Origin of the sequence: Neobacillus sp. 204 (assembly GCF_046562815.1) — a bacterium.
Taxonomy (GTDB): domain Bacteria; phylum Bacillota; class Bacilli; order Bacillales; family Cytobacillaceae; genus Neobacillus.
In genome coordinates, this window is record NZ_JBJORY010000002.1 from 53,117 (window position 1) to 72,267 (window position 19,151).

Annotated in this window: 20 protein-coding genes; 17 read left to right on the forward strand and 3 right to left on the reverse strand. The window is 34.5% G+C overall.

The annotated features are described in order from the left end of the window. The first annotated feature begins 1,027 nt into the window (after positions 1-1,027). Entirely contained in the window at positions 1,028-2,221 is a 1,194-nt protein-coding gene (locus ACJ004_RS04405) for a hypothetical protein (protein WP_410891354.1), read from the forward strand. 3 nt (positions 2,222-2,224) lie between these two features. After that, entirely contained in the window at positions 2,225-3,319 is a 1,095-nt protein-coding gene (locus tag ACJ004_RS04410; protein WP_410891356.1) for a hypothetical protein, read from the forward strand. Between the two features lie 348 nt (positions 3,320-3,667). Here the strand turns inward: ACJ004_RS04410 and ACJ004_RS04415 are convergent, their stop codons facing one another. Continuing rightward, a complete protein-coding gene (locus ACJ004_RS04415) occupies positions 3,668-4,180 on the reverse strand; it encodes a hypothetical protein (protein ID WP_410891358.1) in 513 nt (170 codons plus the stop codon). Between the two features lie 57 nt (positions 4,181-4,237). Between ACJ004_RS04415 and ACJ004_RS04420 the strand changes: the two genes are divergently transcribed. Next, complete coding sequence (locus ACJ004_RS04420) at positions 4,238-4,705, forward strand: restriction endonuclease (protein WP_410891360.1); 468 nt, start codon at positions 4,238-4,240, stop codon at positions 4,703-4,705. Positions 4,706-4,721: 16 nt separating this feature from the next. Next, complete coding sequence (locus tag ACJ004_RS04425; protein WP_410891361.1) at positions 4,722-4,871, forward strand: HNH endonuclease; 150 nt, start codon at positions 4,722-4,724, stop codon at positions 4,869-4,871. A gap of 121 nt (positions 4,872-4,992) precedes the next feature. Here ACJ004_RS04425 and ACJ004_RS04430 read toward each other — a convergent pair whose 3' ends face one another. Further along, positions 4,993-5,499, reverse strand: coding sequence for a YfbU family protein (locus ACJ004_RS04430; RefSeq protein ID WP_410891363.1), 507 nt, complete (start codon positions 5,497-5,499; stop codon positions 4,993-4,995). 122 nt (positions 5,500-5,621) lie between these two features. Next, positions 5,622-5,843 carry a DUF2188 domain-containing protein gene (locus ACJ004_RS04435; protein ID WP_410891365.1) on the reverse strand — a complete coding sequence of 74 codons (222 nt, stop codon included), beginning with the start codon at positions 5,841-5,843 and terminating at the stop codon, positions 5,622-5,624. A gap of 185 nt (positions 5,844-6,028) precedes the next feature. Between ACJ004_RS04435 and ACJ004_RS04440 the strand changes: the two genes are divergently transcribed. The 13 genes from ACJ004_RS04440 to ACJ004_RS04500 all read left to right on the forward strand — a co-directional run bounded on the left by ACJ004_RS04440 (position 6,029) and on the right by ACJ004_RS04500 (position 18,855). Further along, positions 6,029-6,559, forward strand: a complete 531-nt coding sequence (locus tag ACJ004_RS04440) for a hypothetical protein (protein ID WP_410891366.1) — start codon at positions 6,029-6,031, stop codon at positions 6,557-6,559. Positions 6,560-7,058: 499 nt separating this feature from the next. After that, positions 7,059-7,877, forward strand: a complete 819-nt coding sequence (locus ACJ004_RS04445) for a tyrosine-type recombinase/integrase (RefSeq protein ID WP_410891367.1) — start codon at positions 7,059-7,061, stop codon at positions 7,875-7,877. A 794-nt stretch (positions 7,878-8,671) separates the two neighbouring features. After that, positions 8,672-9,001: a hypothetical protein gene (locus tag ACJ004_RS04450; protein ID WP_410891368.1), complete on the forward strand. Its 330-nt coding sequence runs from the start codon at positions 8,672-8,674 to the stop codon at positions 8,999-9,001. Beyond that, on the forward strand, positions 8,998-9,879 hold the full coding sequence (locus ACJ004_RS04455; protein ID WP_410891369.1) for a hypothetical protein: 882 nt from the start codon (positions 8,998-9,000) through the stop codon (positions 9,877-9,879). The genes ACJ004_RS04450 and ACJ004_RS04455 overlap by 4 nt, the downstream gene beginning before the upstream one ends. 379 nt (positions 9,880-10,258) lie before the next feature. Next, a complete protein-coding gene (locus ACJ004_RS04460) occupies positions 10,259-10,579 on the forward strand; it encodes a hypothetical protein (protein ID WP_410891371.1) in 321 nt (106 codons plus the stop codon). A gap of 276 nt (positions 10,580-10,855) precedes the next feature. After that, the gene (locus tag ACJ004_RS04465; RefSeq protein ID WP_410891372.1) at positions 10,856-11,038 is read left to right on the forward strand and encodes an NUMOD4 domain-containing protein; all 183 of its coding nucleotides are present in this window, start codon (positions 10,856-10,858) and stop codon (positions 11,036-11,038) included. Continuing rightward, a complete protein-coding gene (locus tag ACJ004_RS04470; protein ID WP_410891373.1) occupies positions 11,007-11,447 on the forward strand; it encodes an HNH endonuclease in 441 nt (146 codons plus the stop codon). Before ACJ004_RS04465 ends, ACJ004_RS04470 begins: the two co-directional genes overlap by 32 nt. 396 nt (positions 11,448-11,843) lie before the next feature. Further along, entirely contained in the window at positions 11,844-12,119 is a 276-nt protein-coding gene (locus ACJ004_RS04475; RefSeq protein WP_410891375.1) for a hypothetical protein, read from the forward strand. Continuing rightward, positions 12,112-12,447, forward strand: coding sequence for a hypothetical protein (locus tag ACJ004_RS04480; RefSeq protein WP_410891377.1), 336 nt, complete (start codon positions 12,112-12,114; stop codon positions 12,445-12,447). The genes ACJ004_RS04475 and ACJ004_RS04480 overlap by 8 nt, the downstream gene beginning before the upstream one ends. Further along, positions 12,434-12,793 carry a hypothetical protein gene (locus ACJ004_RS04485; protein WP_410891378.1) on the forward strand — a complete coding sequence of 120 codons (360 nt, stop codon included), beginning with the start codon at positions 12,434-12,436 and terminating at the stop codon, positions 12,791-12,793. The genes ACJ004_RS04480 and ACJ004_RS04485 overlap by 14 nt, the downstream gene beginning before the upstream one ends. Before the next feature lie 222 nt (positions 12,794-13,015). Then, a complete protein-coding gene (locus ACJ004_RS04490; RefSeq protein WP_410891379.1) occupies positions 13,016-14,539 on the forward strand; it encodes a class I SAM-dependent DNA methyltransferase in 1,524 nt (507 codons plus the stop codon). Next, positions 14,529-15,770, forward strand: coding sequence for a restriction endonuclease subunit S (locus tag ACJ004_RS04495; protein ID WP_410891381.1), 1,242 nt, complete (start codon positions 14,529-14,531; stop codon positions 15,768-15,770). The genes ACJ004_RS04490 and ACJ004_RS04495 overlap by 11 nt, the downstream gene beginning before the upstream one ends. After that, positions 15,757-18,855 (forward strand): type I restriction endonuclease subunit R, encoded by a 3,099-nt coding sequence (locus ACJ004_RS04500; protein ID WP_410891382.1) that lies wholly within the window; start codon positions 15,757-15,759, stop codon positions 18,853-18,855. The genes ACJ004_RS04495 and ACJ004_RS04500 overlap by 14 nt, the downstream gene beginning before the upstream one ends. Positions 18,856-19,151: the final 296 nt, after the last annotated feature.

The window sequence follows — 19,151 nt, forward strand, 5'->3', positions numbered from 1 at the left end:
CGAAGATGGACGTGGAATCCGGAACCTTGACGAATTACAACCGCTGATTTTAATCGGTTCAGTTAGGGTATCACTATGACTAATAAAATCTAGCAAATTTATCGTGCTAAAAACCTTGAGAAAACCAGTTGTATCAAGGGTTCGAGGCGTATAGGTCTTAAGAGAAAGTATATAACGTAATAACCTTCGCCTAACGGCTCGGTGATGTAACCAAAGCTTATCAGCTTCAGTATCATCAAATAAATATAAACGTGTATATTATGTGAAGACTGCGCTAAGCAGGATTCAACTGAGCGTTAGCGAAGTTTATTACAACGTATATTGATGCAGAGCAAGTCAATTACGTATTATCTCTTTAGATTGATTGAACGTATATGTAAAGTCTCTGCGTCAAAATTAACGGTTTTGACCCAGAGTATAACAGAAATACACTACATTAATGAGCGTTAAGGCTCGAAACCTTGATAATTGCTATCTGTACAATGGAGATTTTTGCGCCTAGCTTTATTTCGGTATCAGTTAAATGATAACGAAAGAGGCAGCTACAAACCGCTACTAATACTGATTTTCGATAAGCGCAAAGACGTTACCGTAGAACTCTACTTTAATGGTAACTGACTATGTTGACACGGCACTATGCTAGGAACGTTTTTTTTTATTCCTCTTGCCGTATTTCTTTACAATCCGATGCTTCAGAAAGAGATGTATGTATAATAGATTATTAAAAGGAGGCTCATTATTGAATGCTCATTAATGGAAAGAAACGGTGGTGGCTACCCTATCATAAAAACAGGGCAGATTCATATAGTTATAATGCCTTGTGTAACGTTATTATGGACGTTAATTCTCGAAACTGTAAAGAGGAACCGGTGACTTTTATAGTACTCGGACACGTATGACCGTTTCTCCATATATTAAACACTAAAACCCATCTTGGTAGAAAATATTGTAAACTCTAATTGAATTACAATAGAAAATATGAGAAATTAAAAGTAACGATTAATTACAAAGTTCAGGAGGTAAATTCGTGAGGATCATTTCAAGAGTCACAGACCAAAGGATAAAAGCCGAAAACGTTTTTATTGAAACCACTGTTAAAGAATACTTAGAATTTGCACAAGAAATAATAAATAATAACCAATTGCAGAGAAAAAGAGTTAAGTCTTCTAACACCGTATATTCATTATTAAAAGAAGATTTAAGAGTTGGTTGTATTCTCCCTTCGATAGTTCTTGCTTTAGGTAATGGGATTAATACTGAAAGCCATTTTGTAGACATGACTGACAATGAGACATTAAAATATATAAACGACAATAAAACAAATTTTATTATTTTAGACGGTCTTCAACGTACATTTACAATGCTAGATGTTGAAAAGGAGATACAAAATGAAAACTACATAAATGAACAATTTTATAATAATAAAATAAGATTAGAAATATACCTGGGTATTAATAAATTTGGTATTCTCTACCGAATGCTAACACTAAATACGGGCCAAACACCAATGTCCATAAGGCATCAAATTGAGATGTTGTATAAAGAATATTTACCAGAACAGTTGGAAGGTATAGAACTCATAACAGAAGTAGATGATGAGGCGGTAAATAGGATAGGTGCATATAAATTTAAAGACGTGATAGAAGGTTTTAATTCATACCTTTCCAGAGACGAGCTTCCTATGGATAGATTCGATATATTAGATAATGTAAGAGGGTTAGAAAAGTTAGCCCAAGAAAATCAACAAGATGATATTTTTGTACAGTTTTTGGAAGTATATAATGAATTCATAAGAAAAGTAGATGAATTAACCGAAGGTCAAAGTATTGATGTTTTACAAGAGGACTTAGGATATGCCTTAGATATTGATGGGCAACCTTTTGGGAAATATGCATATAAGGTGTTTAATAAGTCGCAGGCTTTAACTGGTTTTGGTGCAGCAATAGGAAAATTAAAGGATTTTAAGATAATAAATAGTTTCAATGATATAAAGCATGAAATAGTAAGCATAACTTACAATGGAGAAAACGGAGAGTGGTTATTAGAGTTATTAGCAAAATTAGATTTAATAAGGAAAAATTCAAAAAAAATTGGTAATTCTCAGAGAGTTTATTTCCAATTTATTTTTAGAGAATTGTTTAATCGAGATAGTGATTCATTTTTGAACTTAACCTTAGCAGTTAATAACGGATATCATAAGTACAGAAGTCAAATGGAGTAAATCATGCTTACGGTAAAAAAAAATAATGAGCTATCTGTTAAATTTAATAAAGTTGAATTTGATGAAAGTAATTCCCAATATAAACTCTCTGGGGGTTCATCTGACAACCAAACTCAGATTAAGTTTGAGTACGTTTTACCAATACACAGAAGTGGTAATTCTTCTGCATATGAACTCTATATTTTCCATAAAAAGAATGCTGCTGAAAATGACATTTATCAAATTTATGAAAAAAGTATTGAAAAACGAATAGGATGGGTATTTCCAATACAAGCTTTAAATTCTATTGAACATAGCTATGCAGATAATCAATTTTTCTTAAACTACGCCTTTGTTGCATATGAAAAATTATTAAAAGGAGAATTTATAGGTGAAGCGGATATAAAGGAACCTCTTTTGGACCAATCTATAAGTTATTCACTCTATAATTTTTATGAAGATGACATAATATTATTTGTCATAAGTAAAGCTGCAATAGAAGAACTTGGTGGATTTAACTTTGCTGATTACATTCCTTGGTTATACAAATGTGGTTATTATTATTTACCAAAAATAGAAGAAAGATATGAAAAGTATGATGCAAGATTTAATGTAAAAAAAGTATCTAATGAAATTAAAGATGAAAAGTACATTCATTATCTATTTAAAGAAATATTAACGAAAGAACAACATCATATAGTAAAGTTCCATTTATTGTACCAAGTTATCGAGTTACTGATTGAAAAAATATTCCATAAAGAATTTAAGGAAATGATTCAAGGAGTTTCTTCAGGTGAAATGAGCTTTTTTAAATTGAAAGATGAAATTGGAACAATTGCAAAAGAAAAACAACGTATTCAAAAACTATTTGACAATTATATCAATGGCTCATTTCAAAGTAAAAACATTTTAGGTGACAAATGTAATGATCTTTTAAGGGTATTGAATAGAGAAGAAAGTTCAGCTTCTTACGAAGCATTGTATTCGGTAAGAAATATTTTGGTTCATGAAAATAGGAAAGTTATGAGTAAAGAATGTGTTGATATTATTTGTAGTATAAATGATAATTTCGAGGATGTAATCATTGATATACTGGTAGGTATAAATAATATTAATTAATTACTGCACTAACCGGTACCATGGTAAGAAAAAACGATCGTCAAAAAAGACGATCGTTTTCATTATCGTCACTAGCCTTAGTAAAATTAGGTAAATGTGAAACAAAGAGAGGCCACTGGATCACAAACGATGGGGGTATTTTATATCGAGACATGCCTAGTAGAACGCACAAATGGACGTCGAATCTCCGATTAAATTCAAGCAGAATTAACTACAATACTCCCTTAAAGTAATTTAGGTCAGTAATGATAAGCCGGTCTATTAGCCCCCGTTTTAATGAAATCAGTCGATTCCATAACCAAAATCGCTCCAATAATTATTTCAGTATCGGAATCCCAAGGGCTTAGCTTAAACGATTGAATGGTATACCTGTTTTCTTTTGATAAAATTCATAAAACTGTTCGGGCGTAAAATAGATTCGTCCGTATTATTGTGAAATTCTTCATGTATTTCTTTTGTCAAACATACACCGAGTCCAAAAGAGTTATGATATTCTAAAAAACTTTTTTCAATACCTAACAATTCTTCCAAAGTATATTTTCCAATCACTTTATGTACTACAATTCCTTGTTTTTCGACTATGTCTAACACCATACGATTAAAGGGATATACATGATGTACTTCAATATGTCCACCACGTTCTCCTGTAATAGTACAGGTGTAATTTGTGGCTTCTCTACTTTTTTGTCTCCATTCCTTCACACGGGAACGTAGGAAGTTTTTAAGCGGTGTTAATCCCGTCCATCCTGGATGATCTTCTCCTCGTCTTACTTGACATCCACATCGTTTGCCTTTCTGAAAGTTAGCTAAACTGATTTTACTTTTATTTCCGCAGGAACATTTGTATTCTAATGGCTCCATAGCGCCCTTATATTGAGTCGATAGCAACTCACAATTTTCTTATTCCATTATACAGGAATGGGGCAAGTCGGCCCTCAAAGTCTGGATTACAAACAGAATAGAACTCTTTATAATTCTAATCGTAATGGTATAGTCGTATATTTATTTGAAGTATTCAGGCGAAATAACTATATCTATCAAGGTGAGGTTTACCTGGCAGGAGAACCTTATCAAGAAACACAGCCTGATGTAAATGGTGATCCAAGACTTGTATGGGTCTTTCCTTTAAGAATGAAAGAGGGACAAAAAGAAGTTCTCATACCGTCAGAAGATATTAAATCAAAGGAATTAATACAAGAGAAAGAAGCAAATAAATTAGATGATGAAGAACTAAGGAGAAGGGCTTCGTTTGCACCCGGTAAGCCAGGAGTTAGGAATGTAACTTCTAATGGATATGATCGGAACGCTTATGTTTCTGAATACGCAAAAAGAAGAGCTAATGGCATCTGTCAGCTATGTGAACAACCGGCTCCTTTTTCAAGATAAAAAGGGGAAGCCATACTTGGAGACTCATCATATAGTTTGGTTATCTAAAGGTGGAGATGACACGATTGAGAATACAGTCGCGATTTGTCCTAATTGCCATCGGAAGATGCACGCGTTAAATCTTGCGGAAGATGTGAGGAAGCTTCAGGAAAAGAAGCTCGTTTAATATTTACACAAAGGAAGAGGATTGAGGTTATCGTTATTCATAGACGATCCTCTTTTTTTGTAATAAAAAACACCCCGAAGGATGCTTTTAAGTTGAAATTCTATAATTATGTCAGCAAGGTTTAGGCATTTAATATGCTTTTAATTTCATCAATAGATAAGTCATTATTATACCGTTCAGATACTTGCTGCCATACCGATAACATCCTTCTGTACTTTCCTATCCTAGGAGAATGCGTATTATAGTCAGGGTACTTTTCATCATTCCACAACTCTTTATACCTGTCCAAGTCATGTAATACAAACCTTGCATATACCATGTGATTTGTTTCATTATTACCATCAAAACCACGGAACTTTAAGCTGGTTTCATCTATATCCCCCTTATCTTCAAGATTACGATAGGAGAAATTTAGCGATCGGTACATTTGTAATATGTCCCATACCTCTTGACTTACTTCTTCAGAGACCTCATCATGTAGGCATTCAAATATTTCGCCGTAATTGTGCTTATAACCATTCACTAATATCTCTTTGTTTAATTCATAGGAGTGTTCTTCAGGATTTAACTTTTCAAGAATTGTAAACTGATTAATTAATATTAGTCTTTCAACTTTAGACAAATTCACTTGCTATCTCCCCTTTCACCTAACAATTCGACAAAAGGAGATATTTTCCTGCTATATCCAATAAAAAAAGCACCCAGGCGGATGCTTTAATATTTTTATTCCATTCCACGCTTAACTAGATGTTAACCTTTTGGTGGATACGGATCGTTGCCGTAGCTATCTTTAGCTCGAATCTTTCCATCACGGCCATGAATAACAACTTCACTACCTTGATTTTTTGCTATTGTTCTAGCTGCTTCCATTGCCTCTTTTTGAGTATCATGCCTAGATGTGGCTTTAGAATTACCAGCCCCTTGAACTTTCCAGCCACCATCATCATGCTTAGAAACGTGTTGATTTGCCAAATTTAATCCCTCCTCAAAGATAATTCATATCCATATATATAGTATCACGGAATGTTTGTTCCTACAATATATAGAATGGACAAGTTTGGAAATTTCTTAACTATTTTCATTAATCTTTGCAATTCTGATGTTCTAACCCATGTACCTAAAGTAATAGGATTTATTAGTAAACAAGGAGGGATATTATGAACCGCGCTTTTAGAGTAATTTTTGACAGTTCTTGTGATTTGGAATTTATCACTTTTAAAGAAAAAGATAGCGAGCAGTATTTAACGTTTTTTCAACCTATAAAACATTACGATCATTACTACTTACCTCCAACCACTTTAACAATCAAAGGAAAAGATTCGATTAAAAAGCTTTATAACGTTTTAATTTACTTAGATAGAAAATATGATTTTTCTCAAAGTTATGTACCAATAAAAGAAAGTGCTACAATGCCCATTACCCCTGATGGAGCAGATCATCCCATAGTCTACTTTACACACAGAAGGAGTACTTTTAAATTCGTCGAGAGTGACAATGTTATCAAAGGGGGAGGTTACAAACCTACAAAACAAATATCCGCCGATACAGATGTGATTAAGCGATTGTATAACCTCTTACAACATGTATATGGTATGCCCATTTCTATGAGGCCAAGAAATCGCGAAGATAATGTTGAAGAAGTCAAAAACGAAGAAGTTAAAAAATCAGGATGGGAAATCCTCAAATAATCCCCAAAAAAATATAACTCAAACTCCTCTAAAACGGGAGTTTTTTTATTTTATTCTATAACCACCCCTTACCTTAACACGGATACGTTTTACAGACAGTTATAAAGCAATGATTTGTCGAGCATTCGAGTAAATATATTCATAGCAGAACGTATTGATATGGCAGGAAGATGCCCGAGGTTTTTTGAAAATGGCCGAAAATGGAAGGTGACGTGTGCTGCACCGTTTTTCAGTTTTCGACCGTCTAGAATGTAAACACCGTCCCTACTTTCTGCATAGCCTTTTTCCTATAATGATTGTTATAAGAAATTAACTTATCGTTACAAGGCTCCATTTGTGGCTTCTATCTGGCAAGGCATCACTAATACAATTGCGTAGAATTATTGCGTGGAATTATAATTCTATGCTATATTATCATAAATAAAGTTGGAAAACGGTACATATTCACTTGATTATAGGCCGAAAAATATTGCGTAGAATTATATTAGGAGGAGTTAGGGTGATTGATAAGTTTATTTTGGAAGGGCTAAGAGGTAAGTCTGCCACAACTATTAAGACATATGCTCATTCATTAAAACAGTTTGAACAATGGTTAGACGGATCAGGAACCAACCTTAATGTGTATTCTAGGTCAGATGTCCAGCAGTACATTGACTATCTAATGAAGCGGAAGCAATCAACAGCAACAATCAATAAGGTTTGGAATGTAATAAAGAAGTTTAGTAAGTGGAACAACAAAGCAGATACGATTGAAGATGTAAGTGTTATCAAGCAGCAAGACATTAAGCATGCAGCACCAAATAGCCTTAGCCAGATAGAACGAAGGGGATTAACAAGGGAGGTAGACCGGACAGGAAACAAACGGGATATAGCAATCATCACTACCCTTCTTAATACCGGCCTTCGTGTTAGTGAACTTGTTAGCCTAGATGTATCTGACATTGAAATAAGCGCCCGTAAAGGCTTGTTAAAGGTAATTGGTAAAGGTAAAAAGGAACGATTTATTCCATTGAATACAGAGACTAGAAGAGCCTTGGAGAAGTACTTAGAAGAACGATCAAGCAATGATGAGGCAGCTTTGTTCATTAGCAACAGAGGCGAACGAATCAGTGTTAGAAGTGTGCAGCATTTAGTTAATAAGTTCGGCTTCAATGTGCATCAGTTAAGGCATACATTTATTACCGACCTAGTACGCTCAGGCAAGGACATCAGCCTTATTCAATCATTAAGCGGTCATAGTTCAGCAGATATGATACTAAGGTATTCGGCGCCTTCTGAAGACGATAAGCAAGCAGCAGTTGAAGACTTATATAAATAGTAGGAAATAGGAATCGGTCGAGCTGGCCGGTTCTTTTTTTGTACAGAAATATTCAATGCGAGCAAATTTGCGTACATTCAATACATCTTTCATTAGCGTATTCGATCTCCTTGAAAGTTAGGAGATTATATTTTGCTTTCCAATTTTGAGAAGCAAACTGGAAGTGGTTCGCGTAGGTCTTTAAGTTCCAAGTTGATCCGGAATTGAATGTTTCGTTTCTGGTAATTCCTCTTTTTATATTTTTTCCACATCGTTTTTTACCTATTAACAGACCGCGTCTAGTCGAGACCTCTCGATTCCTCCATTAACTTTCAATTATATATACCCTCTGCTTAGTCCTTACAAATTTTCTTTCTAGAAACGTAAAGAAGGCGCGCTTTTTATTACCTTTCTTTGTATTAATGTAATTGTGTGAAAGGCCACCAATCCCTTTCATACATGCTTGTTCTAGAGTCGATTTCCTTCTTAATACAGGCATTGAAGGGCCTATTTATCCTAAAAAATACTCTGGCTTCCTACACCTTCGATGTCTGTACTTTTTTTATCCCATTTTCTATATCAACAAATAGACGAATAATTCACTTCTGCATCTGTTTTTAGTCCTACTAGTATCAAACAAGAACAATGCTTTAAGCACGCTCCAATTTACTTCAAATTAACTCTATTTCGACTCGGAAATATTACTCGTTAACTCGGACGAGTAAATAACCAGCAAAAAGACATCAAATTACATCACTTCTTACATAATTACAAGTCAATTAAGACGATTAAAGAATCAGAAAGGAATGAATCAAATGAACAAACAAAAATACTACCTTCTTGATAAAAAATTGACATTCTCCACTTATGACTTATATGAAGCAGCCTCATTATTATTCATTCGTGAAGTTGAACTTGGACTTTTAAGTGTTGAGAAGAAAGACGGAGAGTATTTAGTCACGTATCGAGTTAACTTTCCTGAAGTAATGCAAACAAAAGTAGATCAGACGCGTGAAAAGTACAGCCAAAAGACTTTGATGGTCAATGTTCGTTATCTTCATTCAAAAATTACTTATTTGTTGCATTTACATCACAAGAAGATAAAAGAATTCAAATTGCACCAAGAAAGGGATGGAATGGAATGAAGAAGAAAAAGGACGTTCTAAAGGAAAGAGATCGGCCTGAAAGCCTTGTACCTCTTCAAGGAACGAAAGGCGTCGCTATGGATCTAGTTACCGGATACACTTACAGATACGAAAGCGAAATTGACATTGAACGGAAAAGGAAATTTGCAAGAATGGACAGTAACCGCAAGCAAAATAAATTCACAAATACGAACATGAAAGAGATCAATTACATTTGCCAGAGCTTAACGAACGCTCAATTAGGTTATCTAATGATTCTTCAATGTTATATCAATTACGATGGTAAGTTGGTCAAAAGTCAAAAGGATAATACTCCCTTTAAAACTTGTGATTTCTTGAGGGTATTAGGTTTGGTTGGAAAGGAATCAACATTCAAAGACTTCAGGAAAAAGGGTTTGGAAAAAGGAATTTTGATTTATGATGGCGAGGAAAAAACGTACTTCATTAATAAAAAGTACATTTTCAAAGGAGCGTTTAAAGGGATGAATGTTGTATCAATGGTAACAAAGGGAATTAAAGAGGGATTGGATGGGACTAAGCCTGAAGAGTTGGCGATGATATTCAAGTTACAACAATTTGTGAATTTTAAAACGATGGCATTAGTTAAGAATCCTAGCGAAGTTGATGTTGATGGGTTGGAATTTATGAAGGCTAAAGACTTATCAGAAGCTCTAGGAGTAACACCTTCTTACTTATCGCAAAAGATATATAGGTTGTCAGTTAATGAAGAGTATGTTGTTGCGAAAATCAAAGTAGGTAAAGAGCCGACTAGATTTATGCTAAATCCAAATATATTCTTTCGTGGTGATTATGCTCAAGTTCAGGAAGAAATCGCTGTTGATGTAGCTCCATTCTTTAAAATGAAGAAGAAAAAATAATCCGTTTAGTACATCATAGTCAAAAAAATGTTACTGACTCGTCCATTTAGGTATGAAAAGTATCACTTACACGTCCATTCCAAAAGTGGTCTCGTCCTTAGAGCTACAAGGAATTGAATGATTTTTAGAGTGGGGATTTATTCATATCATTATATAAGTACCAAAGGTAACACGTGTTAAAGGTTAATAAGTACCGGAAAGTTATTAATAATTTATTGAATGAATGGGAGACTCGCGATCTTCAAGTTGACCTACCCTCTGTAAGATTAACAGTAATTAAACTCTTATAAGACCTAGCGGCCAGCAACATAGCATCCCTAAGAACTTGGTCTGCATATATGAAGTAATTAAAGTTTTAAAAAATTGGAGGAATGAACAAATGACACATTTAAAAAAGAACGCTTATTATAACCGGAAAGACTTCACTAAACATATTTGTACAATTTGTCTTGGAAGATACTTTTATGACGGTAGCAAATCAATCTCGTTTTTAGAAATCGCCGAATACCTGAACGTTACTGCCGACAGTTTGAGAATGCGCAAAAAGGATGCAAAGGTTATGGCTATGTTAGAAGCTGAAGGGATCGCGGTTATAAAGGTTAAAGGTGTCAACCATTATCATTTAACAAATATTGAACTTTATACAGAGGTTGAAGAAGTGGAAGACGAGGAAGAAGTAAGCAACACTATTGTAATTTAACGTGTAAGCGCCTTTGCCAAAGATAATAAGGGTGAGCACTGTTGGAACAATTCAATCATTTCTTGCCCTTACCTTGGCTTATTCTTGGCTAAGGCTAAAAAGTGTTCATGAATATTGGGGTTTCCTAATACACCAAAGCACGTTAGACAAATTAAGAATTGATTTACCGCAATTAATTTAAAAGCTTGTAGAGGCGTTAAATAGCGAAAGGTTCGGTAGAAGTCTTACTTCCAAAACTATAGCATTTAGTTAAAACGAATCGGGAGGTTGATCGGAATGGATATGGAAATTTTCAAGGATATACTAGGATTCGAAGGTTATTATCAAATCAGTAATAAAGGAATTGTTAAAGGTATAGAAAGGACGACTATTAGATCAGATGGACATAAACAAACTTTTAAAGGGAAAATCTTAAAGCCTTCTGCGAATGAATTCGGATATGTTTGTATGTTTATCTAAAAACGGAAAGATAAAAATGATGAGAGTTCATCGCCTTGTCGCCTCCACTTTCATTCCTAACCCTGAAAATAAACCTGAAGTAAATCATAAAAACGGAGTGAAGTCAGATAACGAAGTATCAAATCTAGAATGGAACACTAGAATTGAGAACGTAAGACACTCCTACGAAACTGGCCTAAAAAAAGCATTAAAAGGTGAAGAAAATAATAATTCTAAACTAACTGAATCTGACGTTATGTATATTAGAAAGAATTATACACCTAGACATCCAAAATTTAATACAGTAGCTTTTTCAAAAAAATTCGGAGTTCATAATACTGTTATATCGTCCATAGTTACTTTCAAAACTTGGAGGCATGTACAAGGTCCAATCAAAATAAAACCAATGCAATTGAGTCTATTTGATTAGCATATTTATTTTCCATCAAACAAATGGATGTATCCTTATTAGATAATAAATGCCTTCCTAGCAATAAAGTTATTAATTAGCATCGTGATGACCATCAGAGGTATCAGTCGATGATTATATGTAATGCCGGCCATTAGTGGCTGGTGTTTTTTATATTAAGCCAAGTCTGTTCTCTGAGTATCTTGCCCCCATTCGCCCAATTTCTCGCTCCTTTGTTAAAGGAATCTTAATTCTAGCTTAAATATAAAAACACCTCAAACCCCTTGAGAATAAGGGAGCTATTAATATTTACTTATTTCGAAAATAATTTTTAGTTTTCCTTAATTTAGAGAGAAAAAATTACGAAGTTTTTGTATTAATGGAGTATGTAAGCACTAATAGATCGAAGGTGATAACGTGGCTGAAAGATTAGGTAAGAAAGAATTCATCGATCGAATAATAAGAAATGTTATCGGAGAATGGCATATCAATCAATCTTCTTTATCATTTAAAAAAATCGCCGATTTGATCCGATGCTCAGAGACAAATATATATGTACGTTCTCGTGATAGGGAAGTCATTGAGGCTTTAAATAGAAGCAATATTTACTTAAAAGAAATCAATAACCTCAAATCGTTTGTTTATAAAGCAGAAGATGATCGAGGATTCCAGGAGGAAAAAAATCATGCCTGAAAATTGGGATTGGTTAGACGGAGTCGAAGAATTAGAAAAAAATCATGTACTTGCAAGGAAAGAAGATGAAAACGAGGACTTAAACTGGCTAACAGCTGGAAATGAAACTAATCACAACTTCCTTGAAGGCATAGAAAAGTTAGAAACTGCAGAAGCAACTCCTTTAATGAAGAGCTTTGTTAGACAAGGTATTTTAGAAATCGTTAAGAAGAAGGCGGACGGTAAACAACTTTCGCAATCAGATTTAAGAATACTCAAAGATTTTCAAAAAACGTTCCCTGATATTAATATGAGCGAATTGGAGGAAGCTGCTAATGTCATTAAATAATTTTTTAGAAGTTGACTACACTCGATATGGTGACATATCAAGTTCAAGTAGTATTAGCAGTCAATTAACAGACAAGGTTATCGCAAAAGGAATGGTCAAATACTTACGTCGTTATTATCAATATGATGGAAGATGGACTGGCTGGAATGTTCGTACCCGACTAAATAACAGTGACTTTTTAAGAACAGCTGAATTATTGCCTAATCGTTTTTATGCAATATTTAAGGATACTCCGCGAACTGAACAATTCTTGAATTACTTTAATGAATTCAAGGTAAAAGCGAAATTAGAAGGCGGCTATTTGTCCCTTATTGATCTTGATCATCCAAAAAATAAAAAAAGATAATATTTTGTACTGAACTAACTCATGGTACTAAAATAAATAAGCTCTGACTGAGATATTAATCAGATTCATCTAAATTTGATATTATTTGCAAAGCTAGGATTATGCACTCTGCGATGAGTGCTTTTTTTATTTATTAATTACTAGATCACACTTGGAAAAAACTATAATGTAATATTTGTTTATAGTACAATTAGATTAGTTGAATTAAAAGGGGAATTATTAATGTCTACAACCGCAAACGTTGGATATGAAGAAAAGCTTTGGTTAATGGCTGATAAGTTAAGGGGAAGTATGGATTCCTCTGAATATAAGCATGTTGTACTAGGTCTATTGTTCTTGAAATATGTATCAGATGCATTCGAGGAAAAGCATAAGGAACTTTCCGAGGACGAATTGGCTGATCCTGAAGATAAAGATGAATATGAAGCAGAAAATATCTTCTGGGTTCCAAAGGAAGCTCGATGGAGTTACATAAAACAAAATGCAAAAAAGCCAGAAATTGGCCAAATTATTGATAATGCGATGATAACAATTGAAAAGGAAAACACTTCTTTGAGAGGTGTCTTACCTAAAGACTATGCTCGTCCATCGCTTGACAAAATACGACTTGGAGAAACAATCGATTTGTTCTCTTTTAAAGTAGGAGATAAAGAAAGTCGCTCTCAAGATGTATTAGGTCGTGTATATGAATATTTCTTAAGTAAGTTTGCAAGCGCAGAAGGTAAGAACGGTGGAGAGTTCTACACGCCATCTTCGGTTGTTAAATTGCTTGTAGAAATGATAGAACCGTACAAAGGAAGAATTTATGACCCTTGTTGTGGTTCAGGCGGTATGTTTGTTCAATCAGAAAAGTTCGTGGAAGAACATCAAGGAAATCTTGGTGATATTGCTGTTTATGGACAAGAATCAAATCCTACAACATGGAAATTGGCTAAGATGAATTTAGCTATTCGTGGTATTGATAGTGATCTTGGAAAGCATAATGGGGATACTTTCCACAATGATCTACATAAAGGGCTGAAAGCAGATTTTATATTAGCAAATCCTCCATTTAACGTAAGTGATTGGGGGGGCGACCGTTTAAAAGAAGATCCTCGATGGACCTATGGAATTCCACCTGTTGGAAATGCTAACTATGCATGGATTCAACACATGGTCTCGAAACTAGCACCAAGCGGAACAGCGGGCTTTGTATTGGCGAATGGATCAATGTCAACTAGTACTACAAGTGAATTAGAAATTAGGAAAAACCTTGTTGAAGTAGATATTGTTGAATGCATCGTTACTCTACCCGGTCAACTGTTTTATTCAACTCAAATACCGGTGTCGTTGTGGTTTGTGACTCGTAACAAAGCGGCAAAGGGACAAAGGAATAGACAGAATGAAATTCTATTTATAGATGCAAGAAAATTAGGGTTTATGGCAGACCGAACACATAAAGAATTAAGTGGTGAAGATATTAGGAATATTGCTGATACATTCCATGCTTGGCGTGGTACAAATGATAATTCCTATGATAATATATCCGGATTTTGTAAATCAGCCAAATTAGATGAAGTTAGAGAACACCAATACATATTAACCCCCGGTCGTTATGTAGGATTGGAAGAAGTTGAAGAAGATGATGAACCGTTTGAAGATAAAATGATACGTTTAACAGGAGAACTTGCGGAGCAATTCTCAAAGTCAAAAGTTTTGGAAGAGGAAATCCGTCAAATGATAAGGGGAATTGGTTATGAGTTTTAATAATTGGACTCAGACTACTTGGGGAGAAATAGCCGAATTAAAGTATGGAAAAGGTCTAAAAGGATATAAGGAAAATACTGAAGGGGTTCCAGTATATGGTACAAACGGTCACATAGGTTACACTAATAAACCCCTTGTAAATGGTCCAGGAATAATAATTGGCCGAAAAGGGGCATACAGAGGGGTACACTTCTCTAAGACAGATTTTTTTGTGATTGATACCGCGTACTATTTAAAACCTTTAAATGAAAACATAGACATAGAGTGGGCTTATTATGAATTACTTACAAAAGATATCAATTCATTGGATAGTGGGTCGGCCATTCCTTCAACTAAAAGAGAAGATTTTTATGCGTTGCCTGTAAAAGTACCTCCCTTATTGGTTCAAAAGAGAATAGCTAGAGTTTTAAGAACTTTAGATGATAAAAATAATTTAAATCAAAAAATCATAAAAAACCTAGAACAACTTATCCAAACAATATTCAAGCAGTGGTTTATAAATTTTGAATTTCCAAATGAGATCGGTGAGCCATATATATCTAATTGTGGAAAAATGATGGAAAGTGAATTAGGTTTGATTCCTTTGGGGTGGGAGGTTTTAGATTTAGATAAAATTACAGAGAATATTTCAAAAGGTACAACCCCAACCAGTAAGGATATAAAGGAAGCGAAAGATGTCAGTTCAATCAGATTCATTAAGGTAAAAGATATAGAGGATAGTGGATCTATAAAGTTAAATGGTTTAGAAATGATTCCTAATAGTATACATTTAAACAAATTAAAGCGGTCTATTCTAAGAGAAAATGATATTTTGTTTTCCATTGCTGGAACTATTGGCAGAGTAACTTATATAAATAAGCATCTTGATAATTCAAATATTAATCAAGCATTAGCGTTTATTAGATTACAGGAACCTGAAAAACATTTTAATTTGGTTTACTATTACTTGAAATCGGTATTAATACAACAAGATATAAAATCAAAAATTGTTCAAGGAGTACAAGCTAATGTTAGTTTGACAGTTATAAAAACGACTAAAATAGTAATGCCATCCCTGGAAATTTTGGAGAGGTTTAATAAGGTAGCATGTTCAATATTTAAAAAAATTGAAATCTTAAATGAACAAATTCACACATTAAGTAGTATAAGGGTTACATTGCTTCCAAAACTCCTTTCAGGAGAAATCGAGATCCCAATTGAAAGTGAGGAAGAGGTCCATGTTCAAATTTAATGAAGATGAGTTAGAAGAAGCGACTCTGGATTGGTTTCAGGAGTTAGGATATGAAGTTGCTTATGGACCTGATCTTTCTCCTGGTGGGGAATCTGTTGAACGTGAAGATTTTTCAACGGTAATCTTGGAGGGACGTCTTTCAGATGCCCTTTCCAGGATAAACAAAGGGGTTTCTTTCCAAGTTATTGAAGAAGCTGTTCGAAAAATAAAAATCCCTCAACATCCCAGTCTTTTTTTAAACAACAAGGCATTTCAGAGAATGTTGACGGATGGTGTAGATGTAGAGGTTCGAGAAAAAGATGGGCGAAATGCCACAAAGAAACTATGGTTATTTGATTTCAAAGAACCAGTAAAAAATGATTTTTTGGTAGTAAATCAATTTAGTATACAAGAAGGTTCAACTAACAAAAGACCGGATGTTGTCGTTTTCATTAATGGCCTCCCTTTAGTTGTATTTGAATTAAAAAGTTCAACTGATGAAAACGTAGGGATTTCACAGGCTTATAATCAATTACAAACATACAAAAATACAATTCCATCTCTATTCCAATACAATTCATTTATGGTAATAAGTGATGGCTTAAACGCGAGAGCAGGGACTTTAACTTCCGATGAAGAGCGGTTTATGATGTGGAGAACTGTTGATGGTAAATCAATTGCTTCAAACGCTATTCCACAATTAGAAGTCTTGATCAAGGGAATGTTCGAGCCTAAAATTCTAATTGATATTATCAGAAATTTCTTATTGTTCCAAGTTAACGGAGAGCGTGTCATTAAAATACTAGGTGCTTATCATCAATTCCATGCAGTTAATAAGGCCGTTGAAGAAGCCAAACGAGCATCTTCCGAAGATGGAGATCGTAAGATTGGGGTCATTTGGCATACTCAAGGATCAGGTAAGAGTTTATCAATGGTCTTCTATACAGGTAAGTTGGTTCAAGAATTGAATAACCCAACAATTGTTGTTCTAACGGACCGAAATGATTTAGATGAGCAATTACATACAACTTTTAGTCAGTCGAGTGATCTGTTACGCCAAACTCCAAGGCACGCGGAAGATAAAAAACATTTAAAAGAACTCTTATCTGTTGAATCAGGTGGAATCATTTTTACAACGATGCAAAAGTTCGGTCCAGATGATGGCGAAGAAACAATTGAAACACTTACCGATAGACGAAATGTAATTGTTATGGCAGATGAGGCTCATCGTTCACAATATGGATTTCAGGCACAAGTACAGAAGTCGAAAGATGAAGCTAATGTTAAATATGGTTATGCAAAATACTTACGTGATGCACTACCTAACGCTTCTTTCATTGGTTTTACTGGAACTCCTGTTGAAATGTCCGATAAGAATACTCCTGCAGTTTTTGGTAATTACATCGATATTTATGACATGACTCAAGCTGTTGAAGATGGTGCTACAGTAAAAATCTTCTATGAGAGTCGAATTATTAAATTGGATTTACCGGAAGATTTAAGCTTAGATGAGGAATATGAAGATATTACTGAAAATCAGGAGTTTGATGAACGCGAAAAATTAAAGTCGAAATGGTCCCGTTTAGAAGCACTTGCCGGTGCAAATGAACGAGTTCAACGACTTGCAAGGGATGTTGTAAATCATTTTGAAACCCGTCAGAATGCTCTATTTGGTAAAGGCTTGGTAGTAGTTATGTCCCGGCGGATTGCTATTGAGTTATATAAAGAAGTAATAAAGCTGCGACCTGAATGGCATAGTAACAACGACAAAGAGGGCGTTATAAAAATAGTTATGACTGGTTCCTCTAGTGATCCGGAAGATTGGCAACCGTTCATCGGAAATAAACGTAGACGTGAATTCTTGGCCAAACGTATGAAGGACAATAATGATCCACTTAAGCTTGTCATTGTTCGGGATATGTGGCTTACAGGGTTCGATGTCCCATCTATGCATACCATGTATGTAGATAAGCCGATGAAAAGCCATAATTTAATGCAAGCTATAGCGCGTGTAAATCGCGTTTTTAGGGACAAACCAGGCGGCCTAGTAGTTGACTATATTGGAATCGCAGATAGCCTAAAAGAGGCATTAAATCAATATACAGACAGTGATAAAGAGAATGCTGGTGTTGATACTTCTGTTGCCGTTGATATCTTGATTGAAAAGTATGAATTAATTCAAGAACTGCTATATGAACACGATTATAGTAAGTTTAAATCAGATAAGCCAACAGATCGAATGAAAGGTATTATCGAGACGGTTGATTTTATAATTGGTCTCGGAGAGGAACAAAAGAAACAATTCCTAAGACTTGTAACGGAATTAGGTAAAGCTTTCGCTTTATGTTCAACGGAAGCTGCTGCACAAGAGTTGAATGAAGAGGTAGGTTTCTTTAAAGCAGTGAAAGCTGGAATTATTAAGCTCCTTCCCGAAGAAAAGAAAAAGAAAACACTATCACAATTGGATGCTCAAATAAATCAACTAATATCCAAATCGATCATTTCAGAAGAGGTTGTAGATATATACGAATCGCTAGGTATTGAAAAACCTGATTTATCTATTCTGTCAGATAAATTCTTGGCTGAAGTTAAAGCATTACCTCAAAAAAACTTAGCGGTAGAATTATTGAATCGATTATTAAATGGTAAGGTAAAGCATATCCAACGAAGAAATCTCGTACAAGCGAAAAAGTTCTCTGACTTACTTGAAGGAGCTATCCAAAAGTATAATAAACGGACAATAGAGACTTCAAAAGTAATTGAGGAACTAATTGAACTTGCAAAAGAAGTTAATGAAGCTCATCAACGTGGAGAAGAAAGTGGTCTTTCACAAGATGAAATTGCTTTCTATGATGCATTATCATCCCATGAAACAGCTAAAGAAGTTATGGGTGATGATACACTTAAAGCAATTGCGCATGAGCTTACAAAGGCAATCAAGGCCAATATGAGTATTGACTGGAATCTTCGAACATCTGCAAGAGCCAAAATGAGGATTACGGTGAGGAGACTATTGAAGAAATATGGCTATCCACCTGATCTTCAAAAATTGGCGGTAGAAACAGTTGTAGAACAGGCTGAATTAATGGCGACTAATATAAGTTAATATAAATTACCATTATTTTGGGCCTGAAAATAAAATATATTTCACAAAAAAGGGGGTGCTTTTCTGGCACCCTTATATTTGACCTCATATATAATTTGGAATATCTTTCATTTCAGCCTTATATGAGAATATCCTTTTTGTGTATTTACATATCTGACAAACTGCCTTAAAAAAATCTTCCTTAAATCTTCTTCACCTTTTCCCACAAACTCATGAGTAAATTTTGTACGTTCCCACCTTGGCATTCAATACCCCTCCATTGATAAGATAATATGATTATGCCCTTTGAAGAGATA

Coding starts and splice junctions, on each gene's coding strand:
- ACJ004_RS04410 (WP_410891356.1), top strand. CDS start 2,225: ATGCTTACGGTAAAAAAAAATAATGAGCTATCTGTTAAATTTAATAAA.
- ACJ004_RS04415 (WP_410891358.1), bottom strand. CDS start 4,180: ATGGAGCCATTAGAATACAAATGTTCCTGCGGAAATAAAAGTAAAATC.
- ACJ004_RS04420 (WP_410891360.1), top strand. CDS start 4,238: ATGGGGCAAGTCGGCCCTCAAAGTCTGGATTACAAACAGAATAGAACT.
- ACJ004_RS04440 (WP_410891366.1), top strand. CDS start 6,029: ATGAACCGCGCTTTTAGAGTAATTTTTGACAGTTCTTGTGATTTGGAA.
- ACJ004_RS04450 (WP_410891368.1), top strand. CDS start 8,672: ATGAACAAACAAAAATACTACCTTCTTGATAAAAAATTGACATTCTCC.
- ACJ004_RS04455 (WP_410891369.1), top strand. CDS start 8,998: ATGAAGAAGAAAAAGGACGTTCTAAAGGAAAGAGATCGGCCTGAAAGC.
- ACJ004_RS04460 (WP_410891371.1), top strand. CDS start 10,259: ATGACACATTTAAAAAAGAACGCTTATTATAACCGGAAAGACTTCACT.
- ACJ004_RS04465 (WP_410891372.1), top strand. CDS start 10,856: ATGGATATGGAAATTTTCAAGGATATACTAGGATTCGAAGGTTATTAT.
- ACJ004_RS04470 (WP_410891373.1), top strand. CDS start 11,007: ATGAATTCGGATATGTTTGTATGTTTATCTAAAAACGGAAAGATAAAA.
- ACJ004_RS04480 (WP_410891377.1), top strand. CDS start 12,112: ATGCCTGAAAATTGGGATTGGTTAGACGGAGTCGAAGAATTAGAAAAA.
- ACJ004_RS04485 (WP_410891378.1), top strand. CDS start 12,434: ATGTCATTAAATAATTTTTTAGAAGTTGACTACACTCGATATGGTGAC.
- ACJ004_RS04490 (WP_410891379.1), top strand. CDS start 13,016: ATGTCTACAACCGCAAACGTTGGATATGAAGAAAAGCTTTGGTTAATG.
- ACJ004_RS04495 (WP_410891381.1), top strand. CDS start 14,529: ATGAGTTTTAATAATTGGACTCAGACTACTTGGGGAGAAATAGCCGAA.
- ACJ004_RS04500 (WP_410891382.1), top strand. CDS start 15,757: ATGTTCAAATTTAATGAAGATGAGTTAGAAGAAGCGACTCTGGATTGG.